The organism is Kribbella sp. NPDC050459, assembly GCF_040655315.1.
Lineage (GTDB): Bacteria > Actinomycetota > Actinomycetes > Propionibacteriales > Kribbellaceae > Kribbella.
In genome coordinates this window covers 209,648-231,414 of sequence record NZ_JBFAJQ010000011.1, presented here as the reverse complement: position 1 = coordinate 231,414, position 21,767 = coordinate 209,648, and the positions used below count along the sequence as shown (strand labels likewise).

General features: G+C 69.4%; 25 protein-coding genes. 17 read left to right on the top strand and 8 right to left on the bottom strand.

Translation table 11 applies throughout. The features are described 5' to 3' along the window. Nucleotides 1–57 precede the first annotated feature (57 nt). From AB0I12_RS30890 to rplI, 3 genes are all read left to right on the top strand, one after another. The gene (locus tag AB0I12_RS30890; RefSeq protein WP_359936099.1) at nt 58–645 is read left to right on the top strand and encodes a single-stranded DNA-binding protein; all 588 of its coding nucleotides are present in this window, start codon (nt 58–60) and stop codon (nt 643–645) included. A gap of 72 nt (nt 646–717) precedes the next feature. Further along, nucleotides 718–951 carry a 30S ribosomal protein S18 gene (rpsR, locus tag AB0I12_RS30885; RefSeq protein WP_012924539.1) on the top strand — a complete coding sequence of 78 codons (234 nt, stop codon included), beginning with the start codon at nt 718–720 and terminating at the stop codon, nt 949–951. 14 nt (nt 952–965) lie between these two features. Further along, nucleotides 966–1,412, top strand: a complete 447-nt coding sequence (rplI, locus tag AB0I12_RS30880; protein ID WP_359936096.1) for a 50S ribosomal protein L9 — start codon at nt 966–968, stop codon at nt 1,410–1,412. Between the two features lie 102 nt (nt 1,413–1,514). On the opposite strand, the gene AB0I12_RS30875 is transcribed toward rplI, so the two are convergent. Both AB0I12_RS30875 and AB0I12_RS30870 read right to left on the bottom strand, forming a co-directional pair. Further along, complete coding sequence (locus tag AB0I12_RS30875; protein ID WP_359936094.1) at nt 1,515–1,712, bottom strand: hypothetical protein; 198 nt, start codon at nt 1,710–1,712, stop codon at nt 1,515–1,517. Beyond that, nucleotides 1,709–3,124: a hypothetical protein gene (locus AB0I12_RS30870; protein ID WP_359936092.1), complete on the bottom strand. Its 1,416-nt coding sequence runs from the start codon at nt 3,122–3,124 to the stop codon at nt 1,709–1,711. Before AB0I12_RS30870 ends, AB0I12_RS30875 begins: the two co-directional genes overlap by 4 nt. A gap of 248 nt (nt 3,125–3,372) precedes the next feature. On the opposite strand from AB0I12_RS30870, the gene AB0I12_RS30865 reads away from it, so the two are divergent. The 10 genes from AB0I12_RS30865 to AB0I12_RS30820 are packed head-to-tail and all read left to right on the top strand — an operon-like array spanning nt 3,373 to nt 13,325. After that, a complete protein-coding gene (locus tag AB0I12_RS30865) occupies nt 3,373–3,993 on the top strand; it encodes a DUF6668 family protein (RefSeq protein ID WP_359936090.1) in 621 nt (206 codons plus the stop codon). A gap of 15 nt (nt 3,994–4,008) precedes the next feature. Further along, entirely contained in the window at nt 4,009–4,290 is a 282-nt protein-coding gene (locus tag AB0I12_RS30860) for a TrbC/VirB2 family protein (RefSeq protein WP_359936088.1), read from the top strand. Then, complete coding sequence (locus AB0I12_RS30855; RefSeq protein WP_359936086.1) at nt 4,291–5,157, top strand: hypothetical protein; 867 nt, start codon at nt 4,291–4,293, stop codon at nt 5,155–5,157. It begins immediately after the preceding gene. Then, complete coding sequence (locus AB0I12_RS30850; RefSeq protein ID WP_359936084.1) at nt 5,154–6,011, top strand: hypothetical protein; 858 nt, start codon at nt 5,154–5,156, stop codon at nt 6,009–6,011. The genes AB0I12_RS30855 and AB0I12_RS30850 overlap by 4 nt, the downstream gene beginning before the upstream one ends. Nucleotide 6,012: 1 nt before the next feature. Then, entirely contained in the window at nt 6,013–7,623 is a 1,611-nt protein-coding gene (locus AB0I12_RS30845; protein WP_359936082.1) for a type IV secretion system protein, read from the top strand. Beyond that, entirely contained in the window at nt 7,610–9,118 is a 1,509-nt protein-coding gene (locus AB0I12_RS30840) for an SCO6880 family protein (protein WP_359936080.1), read from the top strand. Before AB0I12_RS30845 ends, AB0I12_RS30840 begins: the two co-directional genes overlap by 14 nt. A gap of 34 nt (nt 9,119–9,152) precedes the next feature. Continuing rightward, nucleotides 9,153–10,748: an ATP/GTP-binding protein gene (locus AB0I12_RS30835; RefSeq protein ID WP_359936078.1), complete on the top strand. Its 1,596-nt coding sequence runs from the start codon at nt 9,153–9,155 to the stop codon at nt 10,746–10,748. Nucleotides 10,749–10,754: 6 nt separating this feature from the next. Further along, a complete protein-coding gene (locus tag AB0I12_RS30830) occupies nt 10,755–12,590 on the top strand; it encodes a TraM recognition domain-containing protein (protein ID WP_359936076.1) in 1,836 nt (611 codons plus the stop codon). After that, nucleotides 12,580–12,957, top strand: a complete 378-nt coding sequence (locus AB0I12_RS30825) for a DUF4913 domain-containing protein (RefSeq protein ID WP_355475804.1) — start codon at nt 12,580–12,582, stop codon at nt 12,955–12,957. Before AB0I12_RS30830 ends, AB0I12_RS30825 begins: the two co-directional genes overlap by 11 nt. Nucleotides 12,958–12,971: 14 nt before the next feature. Next, a complete protein-coding gene (locus tag AB0I12_RS30820) occupies nt 12,972–13,325 on the top strand; it encodes a YrdB family protein (protein WP_359936073.1) in 354 nt (117 codons plus the stop codon). Here AB0I12_RS30820 and AB0I12_RS30815 read toward each other — a convergent pair. Together AB0I12_RS30815 and AB0I12_RS30810 are read right to left on the bottom strand one after the other, a co-directional pair. Continuing rightward, nucleotides 13,322–14,065, bottom strand: coding sequence for a hypothetical protein (locus tag AB0I12_RS30815; RefSeq protein WP_359936071.1), 744 nt, complete (start codon nt 14,063–14,065; stop codon nt 13,322–13,324). The two genes, AB0I12_RS30820 and AB0I12_RS30815, sit on opposite strands and share 4 nt — an antisense overlap. Before the next feature lie 41 nt (nt 14,066–14,106). Then, nucleotides 14,107–15,429, bottom strand: coding sequence for an MATE family efflux transporter (locus AB0I12_RS30810; protein ID WP_359936069.1), 1,323 nt, complete (start codon nt 15,427–15,429; stop codon nt 14,107–14,109). Between the two features lie 417 nt (nt 15,430–15,846). Between AB0I12_RS30810 and dnaB the strand changes: the two genes are divergently transcribed. Beyond that, nucleotides 15,847–17,640: a replicative DNA helicase gene (gene dnaB / locus AB0I12_RS30805; protein WP_359936188.1), complete on the top strand. Its 1,794-nt coding sequence runs from the start codon at nt 15,847–15,849 to the stop codon at nt 17,638–17,640. A 5-nt stretch (nt 17,641–17,645) separates the two neighbouring features. On the opposite strand, the gene AB0I12_RS30800 is transcribed toward dnaB, so the two are convergent. Continuing rightward, nucleotides 17,646–18,008: a DoxX family protein gene (locus tag AB0I12_RS30800; protein WP_359936067.1), complete on the bottom strand. Its 363-nt coding sequence runs from the start codon at nt 18,006–18,008 to the stop codon at nt 17,646–17,648. Then, nucleotides 18,005–18,586, bottom strand: a complete 582-nt coding sequence (locus tag AB0I12_RS30795; protein ID WP_359936065.1) for an NAD(P)H-dependent oxidoreductase — start codon at nt 18,584–18,586, stop codon at nt 18,005–18,007. Before AB0I12_RS30795 ends, AB0I12_RS30800 begins: the two co-directional genes overlap by 4 nt. Before the next feature lie 100 nt (nt 18,587–18,686). Between AB0I12_RS30795 and AB0I12_RS30790 the strand changes: the two genes are divergently transcribed. Next, the gene (locus AB0I12_RS30790; RefSeq protein ID WP_359936063.1) at nt 18,687–19,160 is read left to right on the top strand and encodes a MarR family transcriptional regulator; all 474 of its coding nucleotides are present in this window, start codon (nt 18,687–18,689) and stop codon (nt 19,158–19,160) included. Here AB0I12_RS30790 and AB0I12_RS30785 read toward each other — a convergent pair. Next, nucleotides 19,157–19,789 (bottom strand): MerR family transcriptional regulator, encoded by a 633-nt coding sequence (locus AB0I12_RS30785; protein WP_359936061.1) that lies wholly within the window; start codon nt 19,787–19,789, stop codon nt 19,157–19,159. The two genes, AB0I12_RS30790 and AB0I12_RS30785, sit on opposite strands and share 4 nt — an antisense overlap. 82 nt (nt 19,790–19,871) lie before the next feature. On the opposite strand from AB0I12_RS30785, the gene AB0I12_RS30780 reads away from it, so the two are divergent. Both AB0I12_RS30780 and AB0I12_RS30775 read left to right on the top strand, forming a co-directional pair. Next, on the top strand, nt 19,872–20,369 hold the full coding sequence (locus tag AB0I12_RS30780) for a hypothetical protein (RefSeq protein WP_359936059.1): 498 nt from the start codon (nt 19,872–19,874) through the stop codon (nt 20,367–20,369). Beyond that, nucleotides 20,366–20,767, top strand: a complete 402-nt coding sequence (locus tag AB0I12_RS30775; protein ID WP_355693894.1) for a hypothetical protein — start codon at nt 20,366–20,368, stop codon at nt 20,765–20,767. The genes AB0I12_RS30780 and AB0I12_RS30775 overlap by 4 nt, the downstream gene beginning before the upstream one ends. Here the strand turns inward: AB0I12_RS30775 and AB0I12_RS30770 are convergent. Next, the gene (locus AB0I12_RS30770; RefSeq protein ID WP_359936057.1) at nt 20,717–21,733 is read right to left on the bottom strand and encodes a WYL domain-containing protein; all 1,017 of its coding nucleotides are present in this window, start codon (nt 21,731–21,733) and stop codon (nt 20,717–20,719) included. The two genes, AB0I12_RS30775 and AB0I12_RS30770, sit on opposite strands and share 51 nt — an antisense overlap. Between the last annotated feature and the right edge of the window lie 34 nt (nt 21,734–21,767).

The following is a 21,767-nucleotide window of genomic DNA, read 5'->3' as shown; positions in this document are numbered from 1 at the left end:
TCCGGCCGATACCACTAGCTGCAGACGCAGTCACACCCGATAGCAGGAGGAACGGCAATGGCAGGCGAACCACCCATCACCCTGATCGGCAACCTGACGGGTGATCCGGAACTGCGGTTCACACCCTCGGGCGCCGCGGTGGCGAATTTCACCGTCGCGTGCACCCCGCGGACGCTGGATCGCCAATCCAACGAGTGGAAGGACGGGGAAACCCTCTTCATCTCGTGCGCGGTGTGGCGCCAGGTGGCCGAGAACGTTGCCGAGTCCCTGACCCGGGGTTCCCGGGTGGTCGTGACCGGGCGCCTGAAGGCGCGCAGCTACGACGACCGCGACGGGAACAAGCGGACCGTCTTCGAGTGTGACGTCGAGGAGATCGGCGCCAGCATGCGCTATGCGACGCTGAAGATCTCCAAGACCTCCCGCTCCGACGGCGGCGGTTTCGGTGGCGGCGGCAACCAGGGCGGCGGCTACCAAGGTGGCGGCAACCAGGGCGGCGGCTACGGCGGCGGCCAGGGTGGCGGCAACCAGGGTGGTCAGCAGAACGACCCCTGGGCGACCCCGCAGGGCGGTGGCGGCCAGTCCGCCCCGCAGAACGACCCCTGGGCCAGCCAGGGCGGCGGCTCGATGGAGGAGCCCCCGTTCTGATCGGCCCGCAATCCAGTCAGTGACCATTCCGGCACCCGTGCCGGGCTCTGGAAATAGGAAGAGAGCACCACAATGGCCAAGATCATTCGGAAGCCGAAGAAGAAGGTCTGCGGCTTCTGCAAGGACAAGGCGACGTACGTCGATTACAAGGACACCGCGCTGCTGCGCAAGTTCATCTCGGACCGCGGCAAGATCCGCGCCCGCCGGGTGACCGGGAACTGCGTGCAGCACCAGCGCGACGTGGCCACCGCTATCAAGAACGCTCGTGAGGTGGCCCTGCTGCCGTACACGAGCACGGCTCGCTGAGGGAGGCGCGGACCATGAAGCTCATCCTGTCTCAGGAGGTCGAGGGCCTCGGAGCCCCCGGCGACATCGTCGAGGTCAAGGACGGCTACGGCCGTAACTACCTGGTCCCGCGCGGCCTGGCCATCGGCTGGACCCGCGGCGCCGAGAAGCAGATCCAGACGATCAAGCGGGCGCGCGACGCCCGGGCGATCCAGGGCAAGGAGCACGCGAGCGAGGTCAAGAACCAGCTCGAGCAGCTTGCCGTCACGCTGGAGGTCAAGGCCGGTGACACCGGCCGCCTGTTCGGCTCGGTCACCCCGGCCGACATCGCCGGCGCCATCAAGGCCGCCGGCGGCCCGCTGGTCGAGAAGCGCGCGATCGCGATCGCGTCGCCGATCAAGACCACCGGCAAGCACCAGGTCGCCGTCCAGCTGCACCCGGAGGTGGCCGCCACGGTCCGCCTCGAGGTCGCGGCCGGCTGACACCGGCACCCACGCACAAGGCCCGCGTTCCCCGTTCGGGGGACGCGGGCCTCGTCGTTTCCGGGAGGGAGTGCCTCAGGAGCGTTCTCGGGAGCGAGTGCCTCAGGGCTTCTCGGGTGCCGGCCACTCCACCGGCTGCGGCTCGACCGTCTGTCCACCGCTGCTCGGCGCCTCGACCGTGGGCCAGTCGACCGGCTCCGGCTCGACGCCGTCCGCGAGCGCCCGGGACGGCGCCAACAGCATGCCGATGGCAACCAGTGCGGTCGCGATCCGCGCCGTGCGACGCGTAGGCCGGCTCATGTCGCCGGGTCCAATGCGTAGAGGACGGAGTTGTACACGACGACGGCGCGCTTGCCGGCCACGCCCCACGGCCGCGTGGTGCCCTCGTTCTGCGGGTAGGTGTTCCAGTTCGGCGACACGGCGGTCAGCTTGCTGCTGATCGTGCCGTAGAGCATCGATCCGCTGACCGACAGCGGCTGGAAGCCGGGCAGAATCCGGGTGTTGTTCTTGGTCAGCGTCAGGTTGACGAGGCACGCACCCCAGGCGGCGAACTTCCGGTTCGGGTCGGGCACCCAGTCCCAGCCGTTGTTGTCGCCGTTGCGGATCGACCCGCAGCTCGCGACCACCTTGCCGCTCGCCGACGAGTGCACCGACGGGATGACCTCTTCCGGGTTCTTGGCGTTGGTCCACAGGGCCTGGACGTAGTCGGGGCTGGCCGAGACCACCTGGATGATGGAGCCCGCACCGCCCGGCGGCTGCAGCTTCACCTCCACCGTCTCCTTGTCCGGCTGGGCCCAGAAGAGCGGGCCGTAGTACTGCGCCATCAAGGTGCGATCGCCCTCGGCGAGCAGGATGGTGGAGCTCCGCGGCTTCTCCGGAACCGTCTTGAGGACGCCGCCCGAGATCACCATCGCGCCCGACTCGTTCGACAGCATGATGAGTGGCGACTTGCCGAAGAACTGCACCTTGGCGCTGTCCGGCAGCTCGATCGTCTTCGCCTCGGCGCCGCCGCCCGCCCAGTAGTACAGGGTGGACGGCGTGGTGAGCGCCAGCACGAGCTTGCCGTCGATCGTGGTGTAGGTCGGGCTCTCGGCGTCCTTCGGCACCTTGTCCTGCCACAGCACCTTGCCGTTGCTGTCGAAGACGGCGACCTTCTGGTCGGTGGTCAGGATCGCGACCTCGGTGCCGTCGGGCTTGATCGCCGGCGTGCTGTCCGCGGCGATGTCGACCGTCCAGCCCGCGTGCGTCGAGTAGCCGAGCGGCTGGGTCCTCGGGGGGAACTCGTCGGCGTGCACGGACGGTGCCGGCAGCTCGGGCAGCTTGGGCGACTCGGTCACCTGCGGCTTGCCCTCGCCCAGCTTGCTGAAGACGGTGATGTACAACGTCGTACCGGCGATCAGCACCACCGCCACGGCCATCGCCACCACAATCGGCCAGACCGGCTTCTTGCCCTTGCGGGGGTCGGTCTCGATCGCCTCCACCTGGCCGTCCGGGTGGATGATGAGCGGCCAGGAGGCGCCGTCGGCCTCGACCGCGGTCGCCTTCACGGCGCGGCCGAGCTGGGCGGCCTGCTCGCTGACGAGCTGGAGCGCCGCCTGCCGGGGATCGTGGTGGTTGATCGGGTGACTGCGGCCGGCGATCTTCACCTCGGCGTTGTGGTCGTCGTACAGCCGGATCGTGACCTTCGGCCAGGACGGGATCTTCTCAGCCACGATGACCTCTCATTCCCGCCACAGATCTCCCTCGCTCCACCGGTTACGTCGTCCTCGTTCTAGCATGTCCCCCGCACGAGGCATGCCAGGGATTCCGGGCAGGCAGAAACCACGCGAGCCCGGCGGCTCGACTGACCCCGACAAGGGGGTAGAAACATCCTCGCCTGTGGATGGGTCACGAAAGTACACCCGGAAAGCGAGAGAATACTGTGGGCGACAGCCTGTGACGCACCGCGAGAGGAGGGGCCATGACGCAGAACCCGTGGACACGAGAGCAGTCTCCGGGTCCGCAGCAGCCGTCGCCGGGCCCGACTCCTCAGCCGGACATCACCCCGCGGGGGCCGTCCGCGCCCCAGCACGGGGTGCCGGCGCCCGCGGAGGATCAGCGCCTGCCCAAGTTCGCGATTCCGGCGGCCGACACGCTGTGGTGGGTCGGTGTCCACGGCGGCGCCGGCGAGACCACGATGTCGGTCCTGCTCCCCGGCACCAGGGCGGCCAATCATCGCTGGCCGATCCCGCCGCCGCCGGTGCCGACTCCGGTGATCCTGGTTGCCCGGACCCATGGGTCCGGCCTGCGCGCCGCGCAGCGAGCCGCGATCGAGTGGGCCTCGGGCGTCGTCCAGGGTGTCGCGGTGCTCGGCCTGGTGCTGATCGCGGACGCCCCCGGCCGGTTGCCCCGGGTGCTCGACGACTTCGCCGACATCGTCGGCGGAGGTGTTCCGAGGGTCTGGGACATCCCGTGGATCGAGGAGTGGCGCAGAGGGGAGGCTCCCACGCCTGACAACACGCCGGACGAGGTTTTCGAAGTACTTGAATCCATCTACGCACTTCGCGCGTCAAACCCAGCGGACTATCCCGCCCCGTACTGAAAGGCTCTCGAGAACATGATGTTGCTTCATCTGGTCAACGACCTCCCGAACACCCTGCCGTTGGAGCCACCGCCTTCAGAGGTGACCGACGGGCTGCGGAAAGTTCTCGGCTGGGTCAAGTGGATCGCGTACCTGATCTGTGCCCTCGGCATCATCATCGCCGGCGGCATGATGGCCGTCGGTCAGCGTCGCGGCGAGGGTGGCGAGCACGCCGCCCGGCTCGGCTGGGTCCTGGCGGCCTGCATCGTCATCGGCGCGGCGACCGCCCTCGTCGACGCCCTCGGCGGCACCACGTAAGTGGGACTGTTCAGTAGGAACCCGGACTCCGGTGACGGTTCGGACGGCGAGAAGACCAGCTTCCTCGAGGAGCGTGGCTTCATCGCGTCCGCGATCGTCATCGGAGCGGTGCTGATCTGCCTCGTGGTGTGGTTCGTCGCGGGAGGCCGGTCGGAGACTCCGTCGGCCGACCCGACCCAGTCACCGAGCACGGTCGCTCCTACCGGACAGCCCACCGAGCAACAGCCCACCGAGCCGCCGCCCGCGTCGCCGACCGAAGTACCGAGCACGACCCGGAACACTCCGCCACCGCCCACCAGCACCACCGGCGGCTGCCACGCCAAGAACCCGAGCCAGGTGATCCCCCGGGTCGCCGCGCCGCTGTCGGTCTCGTGGCAGTTCGAGGGGAAGATGCTGATCCCCATCCAGGCGGCGAGCGGGCCGGCGACCACCAGCCCGAGCGGTGTGCGCTCCTGCTTCGCGCATTCGCCGACGGGTGCGGTGCTCGCGGCGATGGTCCTGCTCGGCCAGATCCAGAACCCGGAGGTCAGCATCGCCGCACTGCACAACCGGGTGTACCCGGGGCCGGGCCGGGACGCGGCCATCGCGCAGGCCAAGCTGACGGCCAAGACGCCGTCGACGGTCGCCGGTGACGTCCAGTTCGCCGGCTTCAAGGTGCTCGACTACCCGGAGAACGCGACCCGCGCCCTCATCCAGATCGTTGCCGATCTCAACGGCAAGGCGTACGGCGCGATGCCGATCACGATGCGCTGGTACCGCGGCGACTGGTACGTCGAGCTGCAGACGGACGGCAGCTTCAACGGCTCGGTCGAGCCGGACATCCTGACCAGTCTCAGCGGCTACGTCAGGTTCAGTGGTGCGGCATGATCATCCTCGGATGCTCGGGCTGGCCCTGGGACTGGGACGACTGCTTCAAGGAGGGCCTGAAGACCGCGCTCGAGTGGGCCTTCGGCAAGTTCTTCGACTTCATCTGGGAGGCGATCGCCAGGGTCGTCATCCACGCCGTCGAAGCGGTCATGAAGGCCGTCGGCCTGCTCTGGGTCTACATCCCGACCCCGAACATCGCCGAGAACACCCCGGCCGTGTGGATCCAGCAGCACACCAACTTCATCATGGTGTTCATCGCTTCGCTCGCGGTCGTCGTCGGCGCGATCCAGATGGCGGTCTCGCATCGCGGTGAGCCGGCCAGAGACATCCTCAAGTCGCTGGTCACCCTGGTCGTGGTGACCGGGTCGGCGACGGTGTTCGCCGGCACGCTGATCTCGGCCGCGGACGGGTTCTCGTCGTGGATCATCAACGCGGCGCTGAAGAAGGACGACCACAACTACGCGAAGAACCTGCTCGACATGATGGACGAGCCGTTCGGCTGGTTGCTGGTCATCTTCGTCGGAATCCTGATGGTCATCACGGCGATCGTCCAGCTGGCGCTGATGATCGTCCGGTACGGGATGCTCGTGCTGCTGGTCGGCGTGCTGCCGCTGACCGCGGCGGCGACCAACACCGAGATGGGCATGATGTGGTTCAAGCGCGCCCTGGCCTGGCTGGCCTCCTTCATCATCTATAAACCGGTGGCCGCGATCATCTATGCCACCGCGTTCAGTCTGATGGGTTCCGAAGGCGCATCGCACATCCTCAAGGTCATCATGGGCGTGACGCTGATGATCGTGGCAGTCGTCGCACTGCCGGCCATTCTTCGATTCGTCTCACCGAGGACATCCTGACGTGATTCCGCTCGATGTGATCGACTGGGCGATCGACCTCATGAAGAAAGCCCTCGAGGTCGTCTTCGCCCCTGTCATGGAACTGGTGATGAAGTTCGTGTTCGAGCCAATTCTCAAAGCCATCGGCGCAGCGGTCGGAACCCTGATGAGCACGATCGCCACCTTCTGGGTCTACGTACCGACCATTGCTGTTGGCAACGATCAGGGCAGGCCGGCCAACGACACGGTGGACTGGATCTGGCAGCACACGCAGTTCATCGCGCTCTTCATCGCCGCGATCGGGCTGATCGTCGGTGCCGTCCAGATGGCCTGGACACAGCGCGGCGAGTCGGCCCGCGAGCTGCTCCGCTCGCTGATCACCCTCGCCGTCGCCGCGGCGTTCTCGATCGCCGTCGCCCAGGCGCTGATCACCGTCGGCGACATCTTCTCCAGCTGCATCATCAGCAGCGCGCTCGACTCGAAAACCGCCGGTTGGGTCGACGGCTGCCAGAACATCGGCTCCGGCGACTCGCAGGCCTTCGGCGAGAAGATGGGCGCGGTCCTGGGATTCGCCGCGATCGTCGGCATCGCCGGCTCACCGGTGCTGATCGGGATCATGATCGCGGTCGGCATCCTGTGCGTGATCGCCAGCCTGATCCAGATCGTGCTGATGGTCGTCCGCAGCGCCATGCTGGTGCTGCTGCTCGGCGTGCTGCCGATCGCGGCCGCCGCGACGAACACCGAGATGGGCCGGAGTTGGTTCAAACGCATCATCTCCTGGCTGCTCGCCTTCATCCTCTACAAGCCGGTGGCGGCCATCGTCTACGCGACGGCGATCCGGCTGGTCTCGGACAACGGCGCCCCACTGCACTACGACGCCAGCAACCCGGACGAGATCGGCAGCATGGTGATGAACGTGGTCACCGGCCTCACGATGCTGGTGCTCGCGCTGTTCGCGATGCCGGCGCTGATGCGGTTCATCGTGCCGATGGTCGGGGCGACCGCGGGGTCGGCCGGTGCCGGCATGATCGCGGCCAAGATGGTCGGTGCCGACAAGGTCGGCGACATGGTGAGCAAGGGCGCCGACCAAGGCGCCGACGGCGGTGGTGGCGGTGGCGGTGACGGCCCGAGCGGTGCACAGAACGTCGGACGGGCGTCGCAGCAGGCCCCGAGCGGCGGCGGTGGCGGCGGAGGCGGCGGTGCCCAAGGCGCGGCGGCCGGCGGCGAGGGCGGTGCTGCAGGTGCCGCCGGTGGAGCCGGCGGCGGAGCGGCCGGTGGTGCGGCAGCCGGTGGTGGTGCGGCAGCCGGCGGTGGAGCCGCGGCTGCTGGTGGTGGAGCGGCGGCTGCTGCCGGACCGGCTGCGGTCGCGGTGGTCGCGGTCAAGGCCGGTGTCGACGCGACCAAGGCGGTCGCCCAGACGGCCGCGTCCGAGACGATGGGCAACGACGAGATGGACCAGGGCTCCCAAGGCTCCCAGGGTGGGGGCGGCGGCGGTGGGGGTGGCGGCGGCCCCAGCGGCAGCGGCCGGGGCGGCGACCTGAGCCGCGAGCGCGACCGCGCACCGCGCGACTATCGCGACGACGACCGCAACGACTACCAACCACCACCGGACGGACCAAGTGGCAGCAGCTGAGAACGTACGACGCGCTCCTCGCACCTACGGCAACTGGCGCAGGCCCGCCTCGGCGGGCATCGCCGGCCTGGGCATGCTCGGCACCGCCATCATGATGGGTGGCCTGCTGCTCGTCGTGATCGCGACGATGGCGGGCGGCATCAAGGCCGCCCTCATCAGCTTGCTGATCGTGGGCGCGGCACTCGGCCTGCTGGTCACGAAGGACAAGCACGGGTACTCCACGCTGCAACGGCTCTCGACGCACATTGGATGGCAACGAGCAAAGATGGCTAAGCACAACATTTACCGCTCCGGACCGCTCGGCCGGACCGCCTGGGGCAAGTTCCAGCTCCCCGGGCTGGCCGCCGCTTCCCAGCTGAGCGAGTACCAGGACTCGTACGGACGGCCGTTCGCGCTGCTCTACTACCCGAGCACCCGGCACTTCACCGTCGTGATCAACGCCGAGCCCGACGGCGCCTCCCTCGTCGACGAGGAGCAGGTCGACGTCTGGGTGGCGCACTGGGGTCAGTGGCTGGCCTCCCTCGGCCACGAGCCGGGCATCGTCGCCGCGTCGGTGACGGTGGAGAGCGCGCCCGACACCGGTATCCGGCTGCGCCGCGAGGTCGGCGGCAACATGGTGGACGGGAGCCCGGCGATCGCCCGGGCGATGCTGACCGAGGTCGTCCAGACGTACCCGGAGGGCTCGGCGCTGGTCTCGGCCCGGGTCGCGCTGACCTTCAAGGGCACCGACCGGAGCGGCAAGCGCCGCAAGGAAGACGACATGGGCCGCGAGCTCGCGGCCCGGCTGCCCGCCCTCACCCAGAGCCTGAACGCGACCGGTGCGGGCGCCGCCCGGCCGGTCAGCGCGCAGGAGCTGTGCGAGGCGATCCGGATCGCCTACGACCCGGCGTCGGCCGCGCTGATCGACGAAGCACGCGCCCAGGGCATGCCGCCGGAGCTGCAGTGGACCGATGTCGGCCCGGCCGCCACCCAGTCGTACTGGGACAAGTACCGGCACGACTCCGCCTGGTCGGTGACCTGGCAGATGTCGCAGGCTCCGCGCGGCGAGGTGTTCTCGTCGGTGCTGTCCCAGCTGGTCGCGCCGCACCCCGACATCGACCGCAAGCGCGTGACCATGCTCTACCGCCCGCTCGACGCCGGTACGGCGGCCCGGATGGTGGAGGCCGACAAGCGCAACGCGTCGTTCCGCGCCACGGCCTCGGCCCGTCCGTCCGCGCGCAACCTGGCCGAGGCACGGGCCGCCGACCGGTCCGCGCAGGAAGAGGCGCGGGGCGCCGGCCTGGTCAACTTCGGCATGGCCGTCACCGGCACCGTGATGACCGCCGAGCAGATCCCGGACATGATCGCCGCGATCGACAACCTCGGCGCCACCGCGCGTGTTCTGCTCCGGCCGGTGTACGGCTCGCAGGACTCCGCGTTCGTCGCCGCGCTGCCGCTCGGCATCGTCGTCCAGAACCACCTCGCGGTACCGGCGGGGCTGCGGGAATCCCTATGATGAGACTTCGCACAGTGACACCTGGGGGGTCACAGTGAGCAAGAAGCAGAAGAAGCCGGTCGACCCGAGCCGCCGCGGGCGGCGGCCGATGCCCCGTGGCTGGCCCGGTATGGGCGCCGGCTACTCGACGTACCTGCAGGCCCCGCAGGAATGGCGCGGTACGACGGTCCAGGTCTGCGGGATGTGGCCGTTCTCGGCCGGCACCGGCAGCCCGATGGTCGGCGTACCGATCGGCCGGAACATCCTCTCCGGCGCGACCATGTGCTGCGACCCGATCAGCTGGTTCATGCGGGCCAAGCTGATCTCGAACCCGTCGATGTTCGTTCTCGGCAAGCCGGGTCTGGGCAAGTCGACGATCACCCGGCGGATGGCGCTCGGCATGGCCGGGTACGGCGTGATGCCGCTGGTGCTCGGCGACCTGAAGCCCGACTACAAGGACCTGATCGAGGCGCTCGGCGGCCAGGTCATCCAGCTCGGCCGCGGCCGCGGGCACCTGAACGTGCTCGACCCGGGCGAGTCCCGGGAGGCCGCGCTCCGGCTGACCGGCAAGGCCCGGGAGGCGATCCAGGCCGACGCGCACGGTCGCCGGCAGACGATGGTCTCGGCGCTGATCGCGATCATGCGCAACCAGAACCCGAACGACCGCGAGGAGACCATCCTCGACGAGGCGCTCAAGGTCCTCGACGAGCGGTTCCAGGGCACGCCGGTGCTCAAGGACCTGCTGCAGGTCATCCAGGACGCCCCGGACCGGGTCCGCAACGTCGCCCTGGACCGCGGCAGCCTGGACCGGTACAGGCAGATCACCGAGGGCCTGGAGGCGTCGCTGATCGGTCTGGTCGGCGGTGGCCGGCTCGGCGAGATCTTCTCCGCGCCGACCGACAACCCGATGCAGATGGACCGTCCGGTGGTGTTCGACGTGTCCAACGTCGACGACTCCGAGACCAGCCTGCAGGCCGCCGTACTGCTGGCCTGCTGGTCGTACGGGTTCGGCGCGGTCGCGGTCTCGCAGGCGCTGGCCGACGCCGGCCTGGAGCCACGGCGGCACTACTTCGTCATCCTCGACGAGCTGTGGCGGGTGCTGCGGGCCGGGAGCGGCCTGGTCGACCGGGTCGACGCGCTGACCCGTCTGAACCGGCAGCGCGGTGTCGGGATGGCGATGATCTCGCACACCATGTCCGACCTGCTCGCGCTGCCGAACCCCGAGGACCGGATGAAGGCGAAGGGCTTCGTCGAGCGCTCCGGCATGGTCATCTGCGGCGGTCTGCCGCGTGCCGAGATGGAGAACCTGACCGAGGTCGTGTCGATGTCCATGGAGGAGCAGAACATGCTCGTCGGCTGGCAGGACCCGCCCGCGTGGGACCCGTCCACCGGCAAGGAGGCCGCACCTCCCGGCCGAGGGAACTTCCTGATCAAGGTCGGTGGCCGGCCGGGGATCCCCGTGCACGTCGGGCTCACCTCCGTCGAGCGCGAGATCAACGACACCAACAAGCTGTGGACGACCGGCAACGACGGCAAGCCGCAGAAGGTGGAGGTCGCCCCGGACGGCACCCAGGAGGTCGTCGGCGAGTACAGCCTGGACGACCCGATGCTGCTGCCGCCGCCCGACCCGACCACCCGCGTGGGGAGCTGACGAGTCATGGCGCAGGGCAGGAAGAGCACCGGCCCGGGTGGCATCTCACCCGAGGCCGTCTTCATCTTCGTGATCATCGGCGTGGTCGCGCTGGTGGTCTTCTCGATGTGGATCGCGCTCAAGGTCGCGTCCGCGATCAACGGCTCGCGGACGCCGGGGAACCCGTTCGACGCGATCGTCGACCTGTCGAAGGGCAACCTGGAGTGGTCGGGCGCGGCCACCGGCATCCTGGTCGTCGAGGTCGTGGTGCTGCTCGGCCTGGCCGCCGGCGGCTGGATGGTCTTCCGCAACCGGGAGCGTTCGATCGGCCGGGTCGACCGCCAGGCGCAGCTGATGTCGAAGCGCTCGGAGATCTACAAGCTCACCCGCGAAGGCGCCCAGGAGAAGGCGAACCAGCTCGGCGCCGGGCACGCGGGCCCCGGGATCCTGATCGGCCGGACGGTCCGGGACAACCTGGAGGTGTTCGGCAACTGGGAAGACATGCACGTCGACATCTGGGGTCCCCGAACCGGTAAGACCACGTCGCGCGCGGTGCCGGCGATCCTGGACGCGCCCGGCTGCGTCGTCGCCACCTCCAACAAGCGCGACATCGTCGACGCCACCCGCGGGCCGCGCTCGGAGAAGGGCCCGCTGTGGGTGTTCGACCCGCAGGAGGTCTGCGAGGAGCCGCCGAACTGGTGGTGGAACCCGCTGACCTACATCACCGACGAGACCAAGGCGCGTGAGCTCGCCGAGCACTTCGTCGCCTCGCAGCGCCAGCAGGGCGCGCAGACCGACGCGTTCTTCGACGCCGCCGGCACCGACCTGCTGGCCGGTCTGCTGCTCGCGGCCGCGGTCGCCAAGCGGCCGATCACCCAGGTGTACACCTGGCTGGCCGACCAGCGGAACGACGAGCCCGAGCGGATCCTGCGCAACACCCCGGGTCTGCAGCTGTCGGCGGACGCTCTGTCCGGTGTCATCAACGCGCCGGACAAGCAGCGCGCGGGTGTCTACGGCACGGCCCAGCAGAGCGCCCAGTTCCTGGTGAACCGCAAGGTCACCCGCTGGGTCATCCCGAACGGCCCGAACGACAACCGCCCGCAGTTCAACCCGCACGAGTTCGTCCGCAACGGCGGCACGCTGTACAGCCTGTCCAAGGAAGGCGCCGGTACGGCGGGCCCGCTGGTCACCGCGCTGACCGTCGCCGTCGTGGAGGCCGCCGAGCAGTATGCCCGCGGCTGCCCGATGGGCCGGATGCCCAGCCCGCTGGTCGGCGTCCTCGACGAGGCCGCGAACGTGTGCCGGTGGAAGAACCTCCCCGACCTGTACTCGCACTTCGGCTCCCGCGGCATCGTGCTGATGACGATCCTGCAGTCCTGGGCGCAGGGCCAGGAGTGCTGGGGCGATCACGGCATGCAGAAGCTGTGGGGCTCGGCCAACATCCGGGTGTACGGCGGTGGCGCCGCGGACGCGACCTTCCTCGAGAACCTGAGCAAGATGATCGGCGACTACGACATCAGCTCGAGCTCGGTGTCGTACAACGAGGGCAAGCGCGGCACCAGCCAGCAGGTCCAGCGGCACAACATCATGGAGGTCTCCGACCTCGCCTCGATGCCGCCCGGCCGCGCGGTCGTGTTCCCGTCCGGGATCCCGGCCACGCTGGTGAAGACCGTCCCGTGGTTCACCCGGCCGGACGCCGGTGCGGTGAAGGCGTCGCTGGCGAAGTACGATCCGGGAGCGGCAGCGAACGTCCCGGTGAGCAACAACCCCTGGGTGGCGTCTCAGCAGGCACCTCTGCCGCAGCGCGGTCCTGAGCGGCCGGTCTGGGAGCAGAACGAAGGGGACAACCGCGGTGGATGGTGAACAGGAGCTCTTCTACCCGCACGTCGCGGCGTTCGTCGAGGACCGGCTGATCTACCTCTACACCCGCCGGCTCGGGCAGCAGTTCATCTGGTGCCCCGAGTGGTACCGGCACGCGGAGGCGCTCAGCCGGCTCGACTCGATCTGGCGGGCTTGGGAACACCTGCGCCTGGACCCGGCGACCGGGATGTCGGTCTGGTGGCGTGACCACGCGGACCCGCACATGATGGCGCTGCTGGACCCGGACGGCCCGTTCGCCGCCTGCCGGAACAATCAGCACACCGACTACCCGATCCCTCCGCTCCCGGTGCAGGAGCCGCCGGCCGGTCTGTTCTTCGACCAGCGGCAGCCCAACATCCGCGGGATCTAGCCCATGTGCCTGTGGTGAAACTTTGGGCGTGGGGCAACCTGCTACTGGCGTTCCTCGCCGAGCTGGTTGCCCTCGGAATCTTCGCCTGGTGGGGCTGGGAGACCGGCGGTACGACGCTCGTCCGCTGGCTGCTCGCGCTCGGGTTGCCGCTCGTGACGGCGATCGTGTGGGGCCGCTTCGCGGCGCCGACCGCGACCCGGACGACGCCGGCAGCCCGCTGGACCGTGAAGGTGCTCGTGTTCGGCCTCGCGGGTGCCGCGCTCTGGAGCCTGGGGCACCCGCTGCTCGCCGTCGGGTTCGTCGTGGTGGTCGCGGTCAACCTGCTGATCATCCACGTCCAGAAGCTGGAACCCCCGAAACCGGCCTAGATCTCCAGGTCGGGCTCGCTCGCGCGGTTCGGCTTCACGACCTTGCCCTGCTGGTTGCGGACCTTGCCACGGCCGCGCACGTGGCGGCGGGCCTGGGGGAGCTGCGCCTCGGGCGCGTCCTCCGGCGGCTTGCGGACGGCCTCGCTCGCGCTGGGCTGCGCCTCGCGGCGACGCTCGCGCGCGGAGGCGTCGTACGCGTCGGCGATGCCGTCGTCGCGGACGGCCTTGCGTTCCTCGATGGTCGCCGCATTCTGGTACCGGCGTCCCTGCGCGCTGAGCTCCGCGGATCCGATCTCGCCGCGCTGGACGGCGGCCTCGTCCAGCAGGTGCCGGCCGTGTGCCCGATCGCTGAGCCCACGCTGTACGTCGTTCGCGGCGTACTGCCGGTACCGGTCGCGGGCGTCCTCGTCGGCGTATGCGAGCTGGAAGGCCCGGGCGGCCTCCTCGTCGAGCAGCTCGTCGCGGTCGCGCCGCTCCTCCAGCGTCCGCTCGTCGGCGGTCGCACGCTCCTCGAGCCGCTCGGCGCGCGCTTCCGCGTCCTCCTGGTCGCGACGTTCCCGGAGGTCCTCCTCGTCCTCGCGCGCGGCTTCCTCCTCGGCGAGGTCGTGGGTCGGACGGCTGCCGGCCTCGGCGCGGGCCTGGGCCGCACGCCGCTCACGCGCGGCCTCGGTGTCGTCGTCGCCCTGCGCCCGCTGATCGGGTTCGAGCTCGACGGACTGATCGTCGTCGGTGTCTGGCATGCCGGTCCTTTCCTCCGGCTCCACGATGCCGCACCGCAGGGTCAGCGGGTAGCTCCGGTAACCAGCCAGGCGTCGCTCCGCTCGCGCAGGGTCAGCGTGAGGAAACGCAGCAGCATGTACCCGCCGAACGCCCACCACAGCGCGACGATCCCGCCGTCCAGCCAGAGCACCGCGAGCGCGAGCGGGACGTACAGCGCGAGCGCGACGATCCCGGCCAGCGCGAGGTACCGCCCGTCGCCGGCGCCGATGAGGACGCCGTCCAGCACGAACACGACGCCGTTGATCGGCTGCCACACTGCGGAGACGATCAGGATCGCGGCGAGCGTACGGCGTACGTCGGGGTCGCTGGTGAACCACGGGACGTAGACGTCGCGCAGCCCCCACAGCACGAGGCCGCCGACCAGCCCGGAGAACAGGCCCCACCACATCATCCGGCGCGTGATCGCGCGGGTCCCCGCCACGTCACCGGCGCCGAGCGCGCGGCCGGTGAGTGCCTGCGCGGCGATCGCGATCGCGTCCAGGGCGAGCGCGAGGAACGACCACAGCGTGAACGCGACCTGGTGGGCCGCGACGGACGTCGTCCCGAGGGCCGTGGCGACGAACGTGAGCAGGATGATCGCCGCCCGGAGCGTCAGCGTGCGGACGATGAGCGGTACGCCCATCTGCGCGGAGGCCAGGATGCCGGGACGGTCCGGGCGGAGCTTGGCGCCGTCGCGGCGGGCGCCGCGGACCACGACCACGACCAGTGCGACGCCGGCACCTGTCTGTGCGAGCGCCGTACCGAGCGCGGAGCCGGCGATGTCCAGCTGCAGGCCGTAGACGAGCAGGACATTCAGCCCGATGTTGGCGAGGTTGGCGGTGATCGCGACGATCATCGGGGTCTTGGTGTCCTGCAGCCCGCGCAGGACGCCGGTGGCGGCGAGCAGGAGCAGCATCGAGGGGATGCCGAAGCAGGAGATCCGCAGGTACGTGACGGCGTGGTCGGCCACTTCCGGCGACGGGTCGAAAGCCCCGATCGCCTGCGGCGCCAGCGCCAGTCCGAGGAGGGCGAGGACGACGCCGAGCAGCAAGGCCAGCCAGAGCCCGTCGATGCCTTGGGCAAGTGCGCCCTTGTGGTCGCCGGCGCCGATCCGCCGGGCGACGGCGGACGTGGTGCCGTAGGCAAGGAACACGCAGATTCCGACGAGCGTCTGCAGGATCGTGCCCGCGACCCCCAGTGCGGCCAGCTGCGGCGTGCCGAGGTGGCCGACGATCGCGGAGTCCGCGAGCAGCATCAGCGGCTCCGAGACGAGCGCGAAGAACGCCGGGACGGCCAGCCGGAGGATCTCCCGGTCCTGTTCCCACACCCATCGTCGACGTCTCACCGGAGCGAGGGTACCCAGGCATGCCGGGGGTTGTGGAAATTCGTCTCAGACTTTTTCTCCTCCACAGTTGTGCACTGGTGAAACCGCAGGTCAGGCGCTGTTTGTGAGCTCTTGTCCGCAGATATCCACAGGGTTGTGCCCAACCTGTGCACAGCCCGTAGCCGGGTTATCCACGATTGGTCCACAGGGGGTGTGGACGACCGAGTGGCCATCGGCGACACGACCGGCGTACGGTCGCGAGGCCGCTGTCGTGAGCAGCTCCGGAAACTGTCGGTGGGCCGTGGCTAAGGTTCGAGCAGGTGTTCGAACCCGGCTCGGTGGTGGCTGGGGCAGCGGCGGACGAGGAGGTCGGACGAAGTGAGCGTGGCGGAGTTCCGCGGGGGCCAGGACGGCGGCCACGAAGAGCGCCGGCCGGAGATGGGCTTCGACCGCACCCCTCCCCAGGATCTCGCCGCCGAGCAGTGCGTGCTCGGCGCGATGATGCTGAGCAAGGATGCGATCGCCGACGTGATCGAGAACCTGCGCGGCACGGACTTCTACCGGCCGGCGCACGAGGTCGTCTTCGACGCGGTCACCGATCTGTATGCCCGGGGCGAGCCGGCCGACGCGATCACGGTCGCCGCCGAGCTCACCAAGCGCGGCGAGATGACCCGGATCGGCGGCGCGCCGTATGTGCACACCCTGGTCGCGTCCGTCCCGCTGGCGGCCAACGCCAGCTACTACGCGCACATCGTCCGGGAGAAGGCGATCCTGCGCCGCCTCGTCGAGGCCGGCACCAAGATCGTCCAGCTCGGGTATGCGGGTGAGGGCGAGGTCGACGACGTCGTCGACGAGGCGCAGGCGGAGATCTACTCGGTCACCGAGAAGCGGACCGCCGAGGACTACGCGCCGCTGAAGGACATCATGGAGGGCGCTCTCGACGAGATCGAGGCGATCGACTCGCGCGGTGACGCGATGGTCGGCGTGCCGACCGGGTTCACCGACCTGGACGAGCTGACCAACGGCCTGCACCCCGGCCAGATGATCATCGTCGCCGCGCGTCCCGCGATGGGGAAGGCGCTCGCGCTCGACACCCCGCTGCCGACCCCGACCGGCTGGACCACGATGGCCGAGGTCGCGGTCGGCGATCAGTTGCTCGACGCCAGCGGCCTGCCGACCACGGTGGTGGCGGCGACCGAGGTGATGGTGGACCGCCCCTGTTTCCGGCTGTCGTTCTCCGACGGCAGCACGATCGTCGCCGACGCCGAGCACCAGTGGCGCGTCGAGGACGGCGGCCGTCCGGTGGTCTGCACGACCGCCGACCTGCACACGGCGATGTCGGCGAGTCCCGGGCTGACACCGCCGATCCCCGGGTCGGCGCCGCGGCAGATCACCGGGCACGGCTTCCCGGCCGCGCCGCACGGCGAGGGGGAGCGGCGGCTCGAGTGGGTCGACCCGGTCGACAGCGTGCCGGTGCGGTGCGTCGAGGTCGACAACGCCGACCATCTGTACCTGGCCGGCAAGACGATGATTCCGACCCACAACTCCACCCTCGGCCTGGACTTCGCCCGGTCCTGCTCGATCAAGCACGGCCTGACCTCGTGCATCTTCTCGCTGGAGATGAGTCGCAACGAGATCACCATGCGACTGCTGTCGGCGGAGGCGAAGGTCCCGCTGCACCACATGCGCAACGGCAAGATGACCGACGAGGACTGGGCCCGGCTGGCCCGCAAGATGGGCGAGGTCTCCGAGGCCCCGCTGTTCATCGACGACTCGCCGAACCTGACGATGATGGAGATCCGCGCCAAGGCCCGCCGCCTCAAGCAGCGCCACGACCTCAAACTGATCGTCATCGACTACCTCCAGCTGATGACGTCGGGCAAGAAGGTCGAGTCCCGCCAGCTCGAGGTCTCCGAGTTCTCCCGCTCGATCAAACTCCTCGCCAAGGAGCTCGAGCTCCCGGTCGTCGCCATCTGCCAGCTCAACCGAGGCTCCGAGCAACGCTCCGACAAACGCCCCATGGCCTCCGACCTCCGCGAAAGCGGCAGCCTGGAACAGGATGCCGACGTTGTCATCCTGCTGCACCGTGAGGATGCGTACGAGCGCGAGTCGACCCGGCCCGGTGAGGCGGACTTCATCGTCGCCAAGCACCGGAACGGGCCGACCGCGGACGTGGTGGTGGCGTTCCAGGGGCACTACTCACGCTTCGTGGACATGGCCCACGACGGTTGAGTGGTTCAGAAGCGTTCGATCGCGACGAAGAGCGCGAGGGCGAGGAGTACGGCGTTCACGGCGACGCTGGACCATTCGGTACGGCGGGCGTGGGTGATGATGGCCCCGGCCATGACGACGACCAGGCCGATGGCCGCCGCGGGCACGAGCCAAGTGGCGGTGTCGAACGCGCGCGGGAGGATGAGACCGGCGGCGCCGGCGATCTCCGCGACGCCGATGACCTTGATCAGTTCGATCGGGAACGGGGCCGCCCAGCCCATCCGGGGATTGCCGGCCAGCGACTCCTTGGTGGCCGGCACCTTCATCACGCCGGACAGCAGGAACATCGCGGCCAGCAGCCCGGAGACGATCCAGACGGTGAGGTTCATGCGGCGACCGGCTCGGCGGCGCGGAGCTGCTTGAGGGCACCGGCCCACGACTCGACCTGGTCGAACAGGGCGGTGGCCTGGTCGGCGTACTGCGGGCCCGGGCGGAAGACCGAGAAGTTCTCGAAGTCGGTGAACAGCGAGAACGACAGCTGCTGCCGGACGTCGGCGAGCTGAAGCTCCGCGCTGATGGCGCGCAGGTGCTCGATCGCCCGCGCCCCGCCGAGCGAGCCGTACGACACGAAGCCGGCGGCCTTGTTGTTCCACTCGGCGTACAGGTAGTCGATCGCGTTCTTCAGCACGCCGGACGTGGAGTGGTTGTACTCCGGCGTGACGAACACGAACCCGTCGTACGCCGCGATCTTCTCGGCCCAGGCCTTCGTGTGGGCGCCGGCGTACTGCCCGGCCGACGGCGGCATCGCCTCGTCGAGGTGCGGCAGCGGGTAGTCGAGCAGATCAACCAGCTCGTACGACGCGCCGCGGCGGCGCTCGGCCTGGGTCATCACCCAGTCGGCCACCGCCTTGCCGTTGCGTCCGGGCCGGGTGCTGCCGAGGATGACCGCGATCTTCAGGTCGCTCATGATTCCTTCACAGGGTTGACTTGAATGTTCATGTCATCTCCTACGATAGGGCGATTGACATGAACGTTCAAGTCATTGCGCCGGTGGCTATGCTGCACCCATGGGGAGCGAAGCGACCGAGCCTCGCTGGCTGACGGCCGACGAGCTCGAGACCTGGAAGACGCTGCAGCTGATGATGGCGCTGCTCACGGGTGCGCTCGGTGAGCAGCTGCAGCGCGACTCGAACCTGAGCTTCCTGGAGTACTACGTCCTGGCCGGACTGTCCGACCAGCCCGACCACACGATGCGCCTGAGTCAGCTCGCGATCCTCGCCAACTCCGAGCTCTCCCGGCTGTCGCACCTCATGCGCCGGCTGGAGAACCGCGGCCTGGTGCGACGCGAGCCCGACCCGGAGGACGGCCGCTTTACCAACGCGATCCTCACGCCCGAGGGGTACGCGGAGCTCGTGAAGGCCGCGCCGGGACACGTCGAAGTGGTTCGCCAGCTGGTCTTCGACCCGCTGACCGAGACCGACCGCCGTGCGCTCCAGAAGGCGCTGACCAAGCTGCTCCCGGGGCTGCTCGGCGACTGTTAGCGGTTCTTCCAGAGGTCCGCCGAGATGGACTCCTGCGCGAGGAGGCGGAGGGATGCGATCAAGGTCTCGCCGAGGATGGTGCCGATCACTACCGACTCGGCGAGTTGGTCGCGGGTCGGGTTCTTGGTGACGCCCTCGATCTCGATCCGGGCGAAGCGTTCGACCGCGTCCGCGTAGTCGTCGAGGTGCGCGACCAGGCCCTCCTGGCCGAGTGTGCGGAGGGCTGCGACCGTGTCGACGAGGGTGGCCAGTGCGGGGGCGTCCGCCTCGACGGACCATCCGCGGGCGGCGATCAGATCGCTGACCTGGGTCGTCGCGGCGGCCCGGGCCTCGTCGGTGGCGGACAGGCGGCGGGTGGGGGTCAGGGCGCGATGCGCGCGCCCGATCTGCTCGTGCAACGGCTCGGTGTCCGCGTCGAGTGACTCGAGGATCTCCTTCACGGTGGCGACCGGGACCTGTGCGAGCTCGATCAGCGCGCGGATCAGCCGAAGCCGGCGCACGTGCGCGTCGCCGTACGACGCCTGGTTCGGGCTGCTGAGTTCGCCGGCGGGCAGCAGGCCTTCGCGCAGGTAGTACTTGATCGTCGGCACCGGGACGTCGGTGGCCTTGCTCAGTTCCCCGATTCGCATCGCTTGCCTTCCTGTTGTCTGTGATGGATAGTACCAGTATCCATAAGCGGATACTTTCACTATCCATAAGGAGGCGAGTCGGTTGATCCCGCTCGTACTGATCCTGGGCACTCTTGGGTTCCGGATCCTGGGCGCGCTCGGCGTCCGGCGGTTCCGCACCTGGCCGGTCGCCGCGGCGCACGCGATGGCGGTGATGCTGGTGCTGACCGCGAGCGCGCACTTCGTACCGGCGAGCGTGACGGTGATGCCCAACCACGCCGACATGGTGCGGATGGTCCCGCCGTTCCTGCCGTACGCCGGTGCGCTCGTCTACCTCACCGGCGTCCTCGAGCTGCTCGGCGCCGTAGGCCTGGTGATCGCATCCACCCGCAAGGCCGCCGGCTACGCGCTGGCCGCGCTGTTCGTCGGCCTGCTGCCCGCCAACATTCACGCCGCCGTCGCCGACGTGCCGTTCGCCGGCGGGGAGGCGACGCCACTGTGGCAGCGCATCCCCGAACAGATCCCGTATCTCGCCGTCGCCCTGTGGGTGGCGCGCAGCTCCCGCGCGACCGCGCCTGTCCGAGAAGAGGTCTACGCATGACCGACGCATCCCGCGTCATCGCCGGTGTCATCCTGCTCACGATCGTGACGATCCAGTTCGGCGGCTACTTCATGACCAAGATCGTCCGCGGCCAGGTGCCGATGACGGGATTCCAGAAGTCGTTCGCCCGGGCCGGTCACGCCCACGCCGGCGTGCTCGTCATCCTCAGCCTGGTCGGCCTGCTGTACGTCGACCAGACCGGGCTGAGCGGCTTCTGGCTGTGGGTCGCGCGGCTGGCGATCCCGATCGCGGCGATCCTGATGTCCGGCGGGTTCTTCGCCTCGTCGGCCGGCAAGGACCGCACCGAACCGAACCAGTTCCTCTGGGTCCTGTGGCTCGGCGCGGCATCACTCGCCGTCGGGGTCCTCACCCTCGGCATCGGCCTGATTGTTGCCTAGAGCAAAGGCTGTGGCGAGCCGTTCGCCGGCCGCGGTGATGAGCGCGGCCGTCTCCGGCGTCGCCCGGTCGACGGTGAACGGGCCGAGTACGGCGATCGCGGCGACCTGGGTCAGCAGGAGCGCCGGGGTGTCGGCGCTGAAGCGGACAGTGCAGGACGAGGGGCCGAGCGGCTCGACGATGCCGCGGACGACTCCTTCGAAGGTCGAGGTGACCGCGTCGGCCGGCGCCTCGACCGTCAGTTCGACCGTGTGCTCGTACTGCGCCGACACGAAGGACTCCAGCAGGTAGGACGGTCCGTCCAGCACCCGTGGTGTGAAGCGGTGCAACGCCGGAGTGACTGAACTGATCCGGTCGACGCGGAAGATCCGCCAGTCGTCACGGGCAGGGTCGAACGCGAGCAGGTACCAGCGCCACGACAGCGTCAGCAGCTGATGCGGCTCCACCCGACGCCGCGTCGTACCGCGTTGCCGGCCGTGGTAGTCGAAGGCGACGATCTCGTGGTTGCGGCAGCAGCGAGCCAGGACGGCGAGCACGCCCGGATCGACCTGCGGTACGCCGGGGCGCGGGATCGCCTCCGCGGCCGAGCTCACCGCCGCGAGCTGTGGCCGGAGGCGCGCGGGCAGGACCTGTTCGAGCTTGGCCAGCGCGCTCATCGAGCTCTCCGCCATCCCGCTGACACCGCCGCCGGCCGCGCCGACCAGCCCGAGCGCGACCGCGATCGCCTCGTCGTCGTCGAGCTGCAGCGGCGGCAGGTGTGTCCCGGAGCCGAGCCGGTACCCACCCGCGGTCCCGGTCGTGCCGGTCACCGGGTAGTCGAGGGCACGCAGCCGCTCGACGTCGCGCCGTACTGTTCGCTCGGTGACGCCGAGGCGGTCGGCGAGCTCGTGACCGGACCACTCGCGACGGCTCTGCAGCAACGACAGCAGCCGCAGCATCCGGCCGGGCATCTCCCTGCGAGCGCTCATCGACAAATCATGCCTTGCGGACAAGATGTGTCCG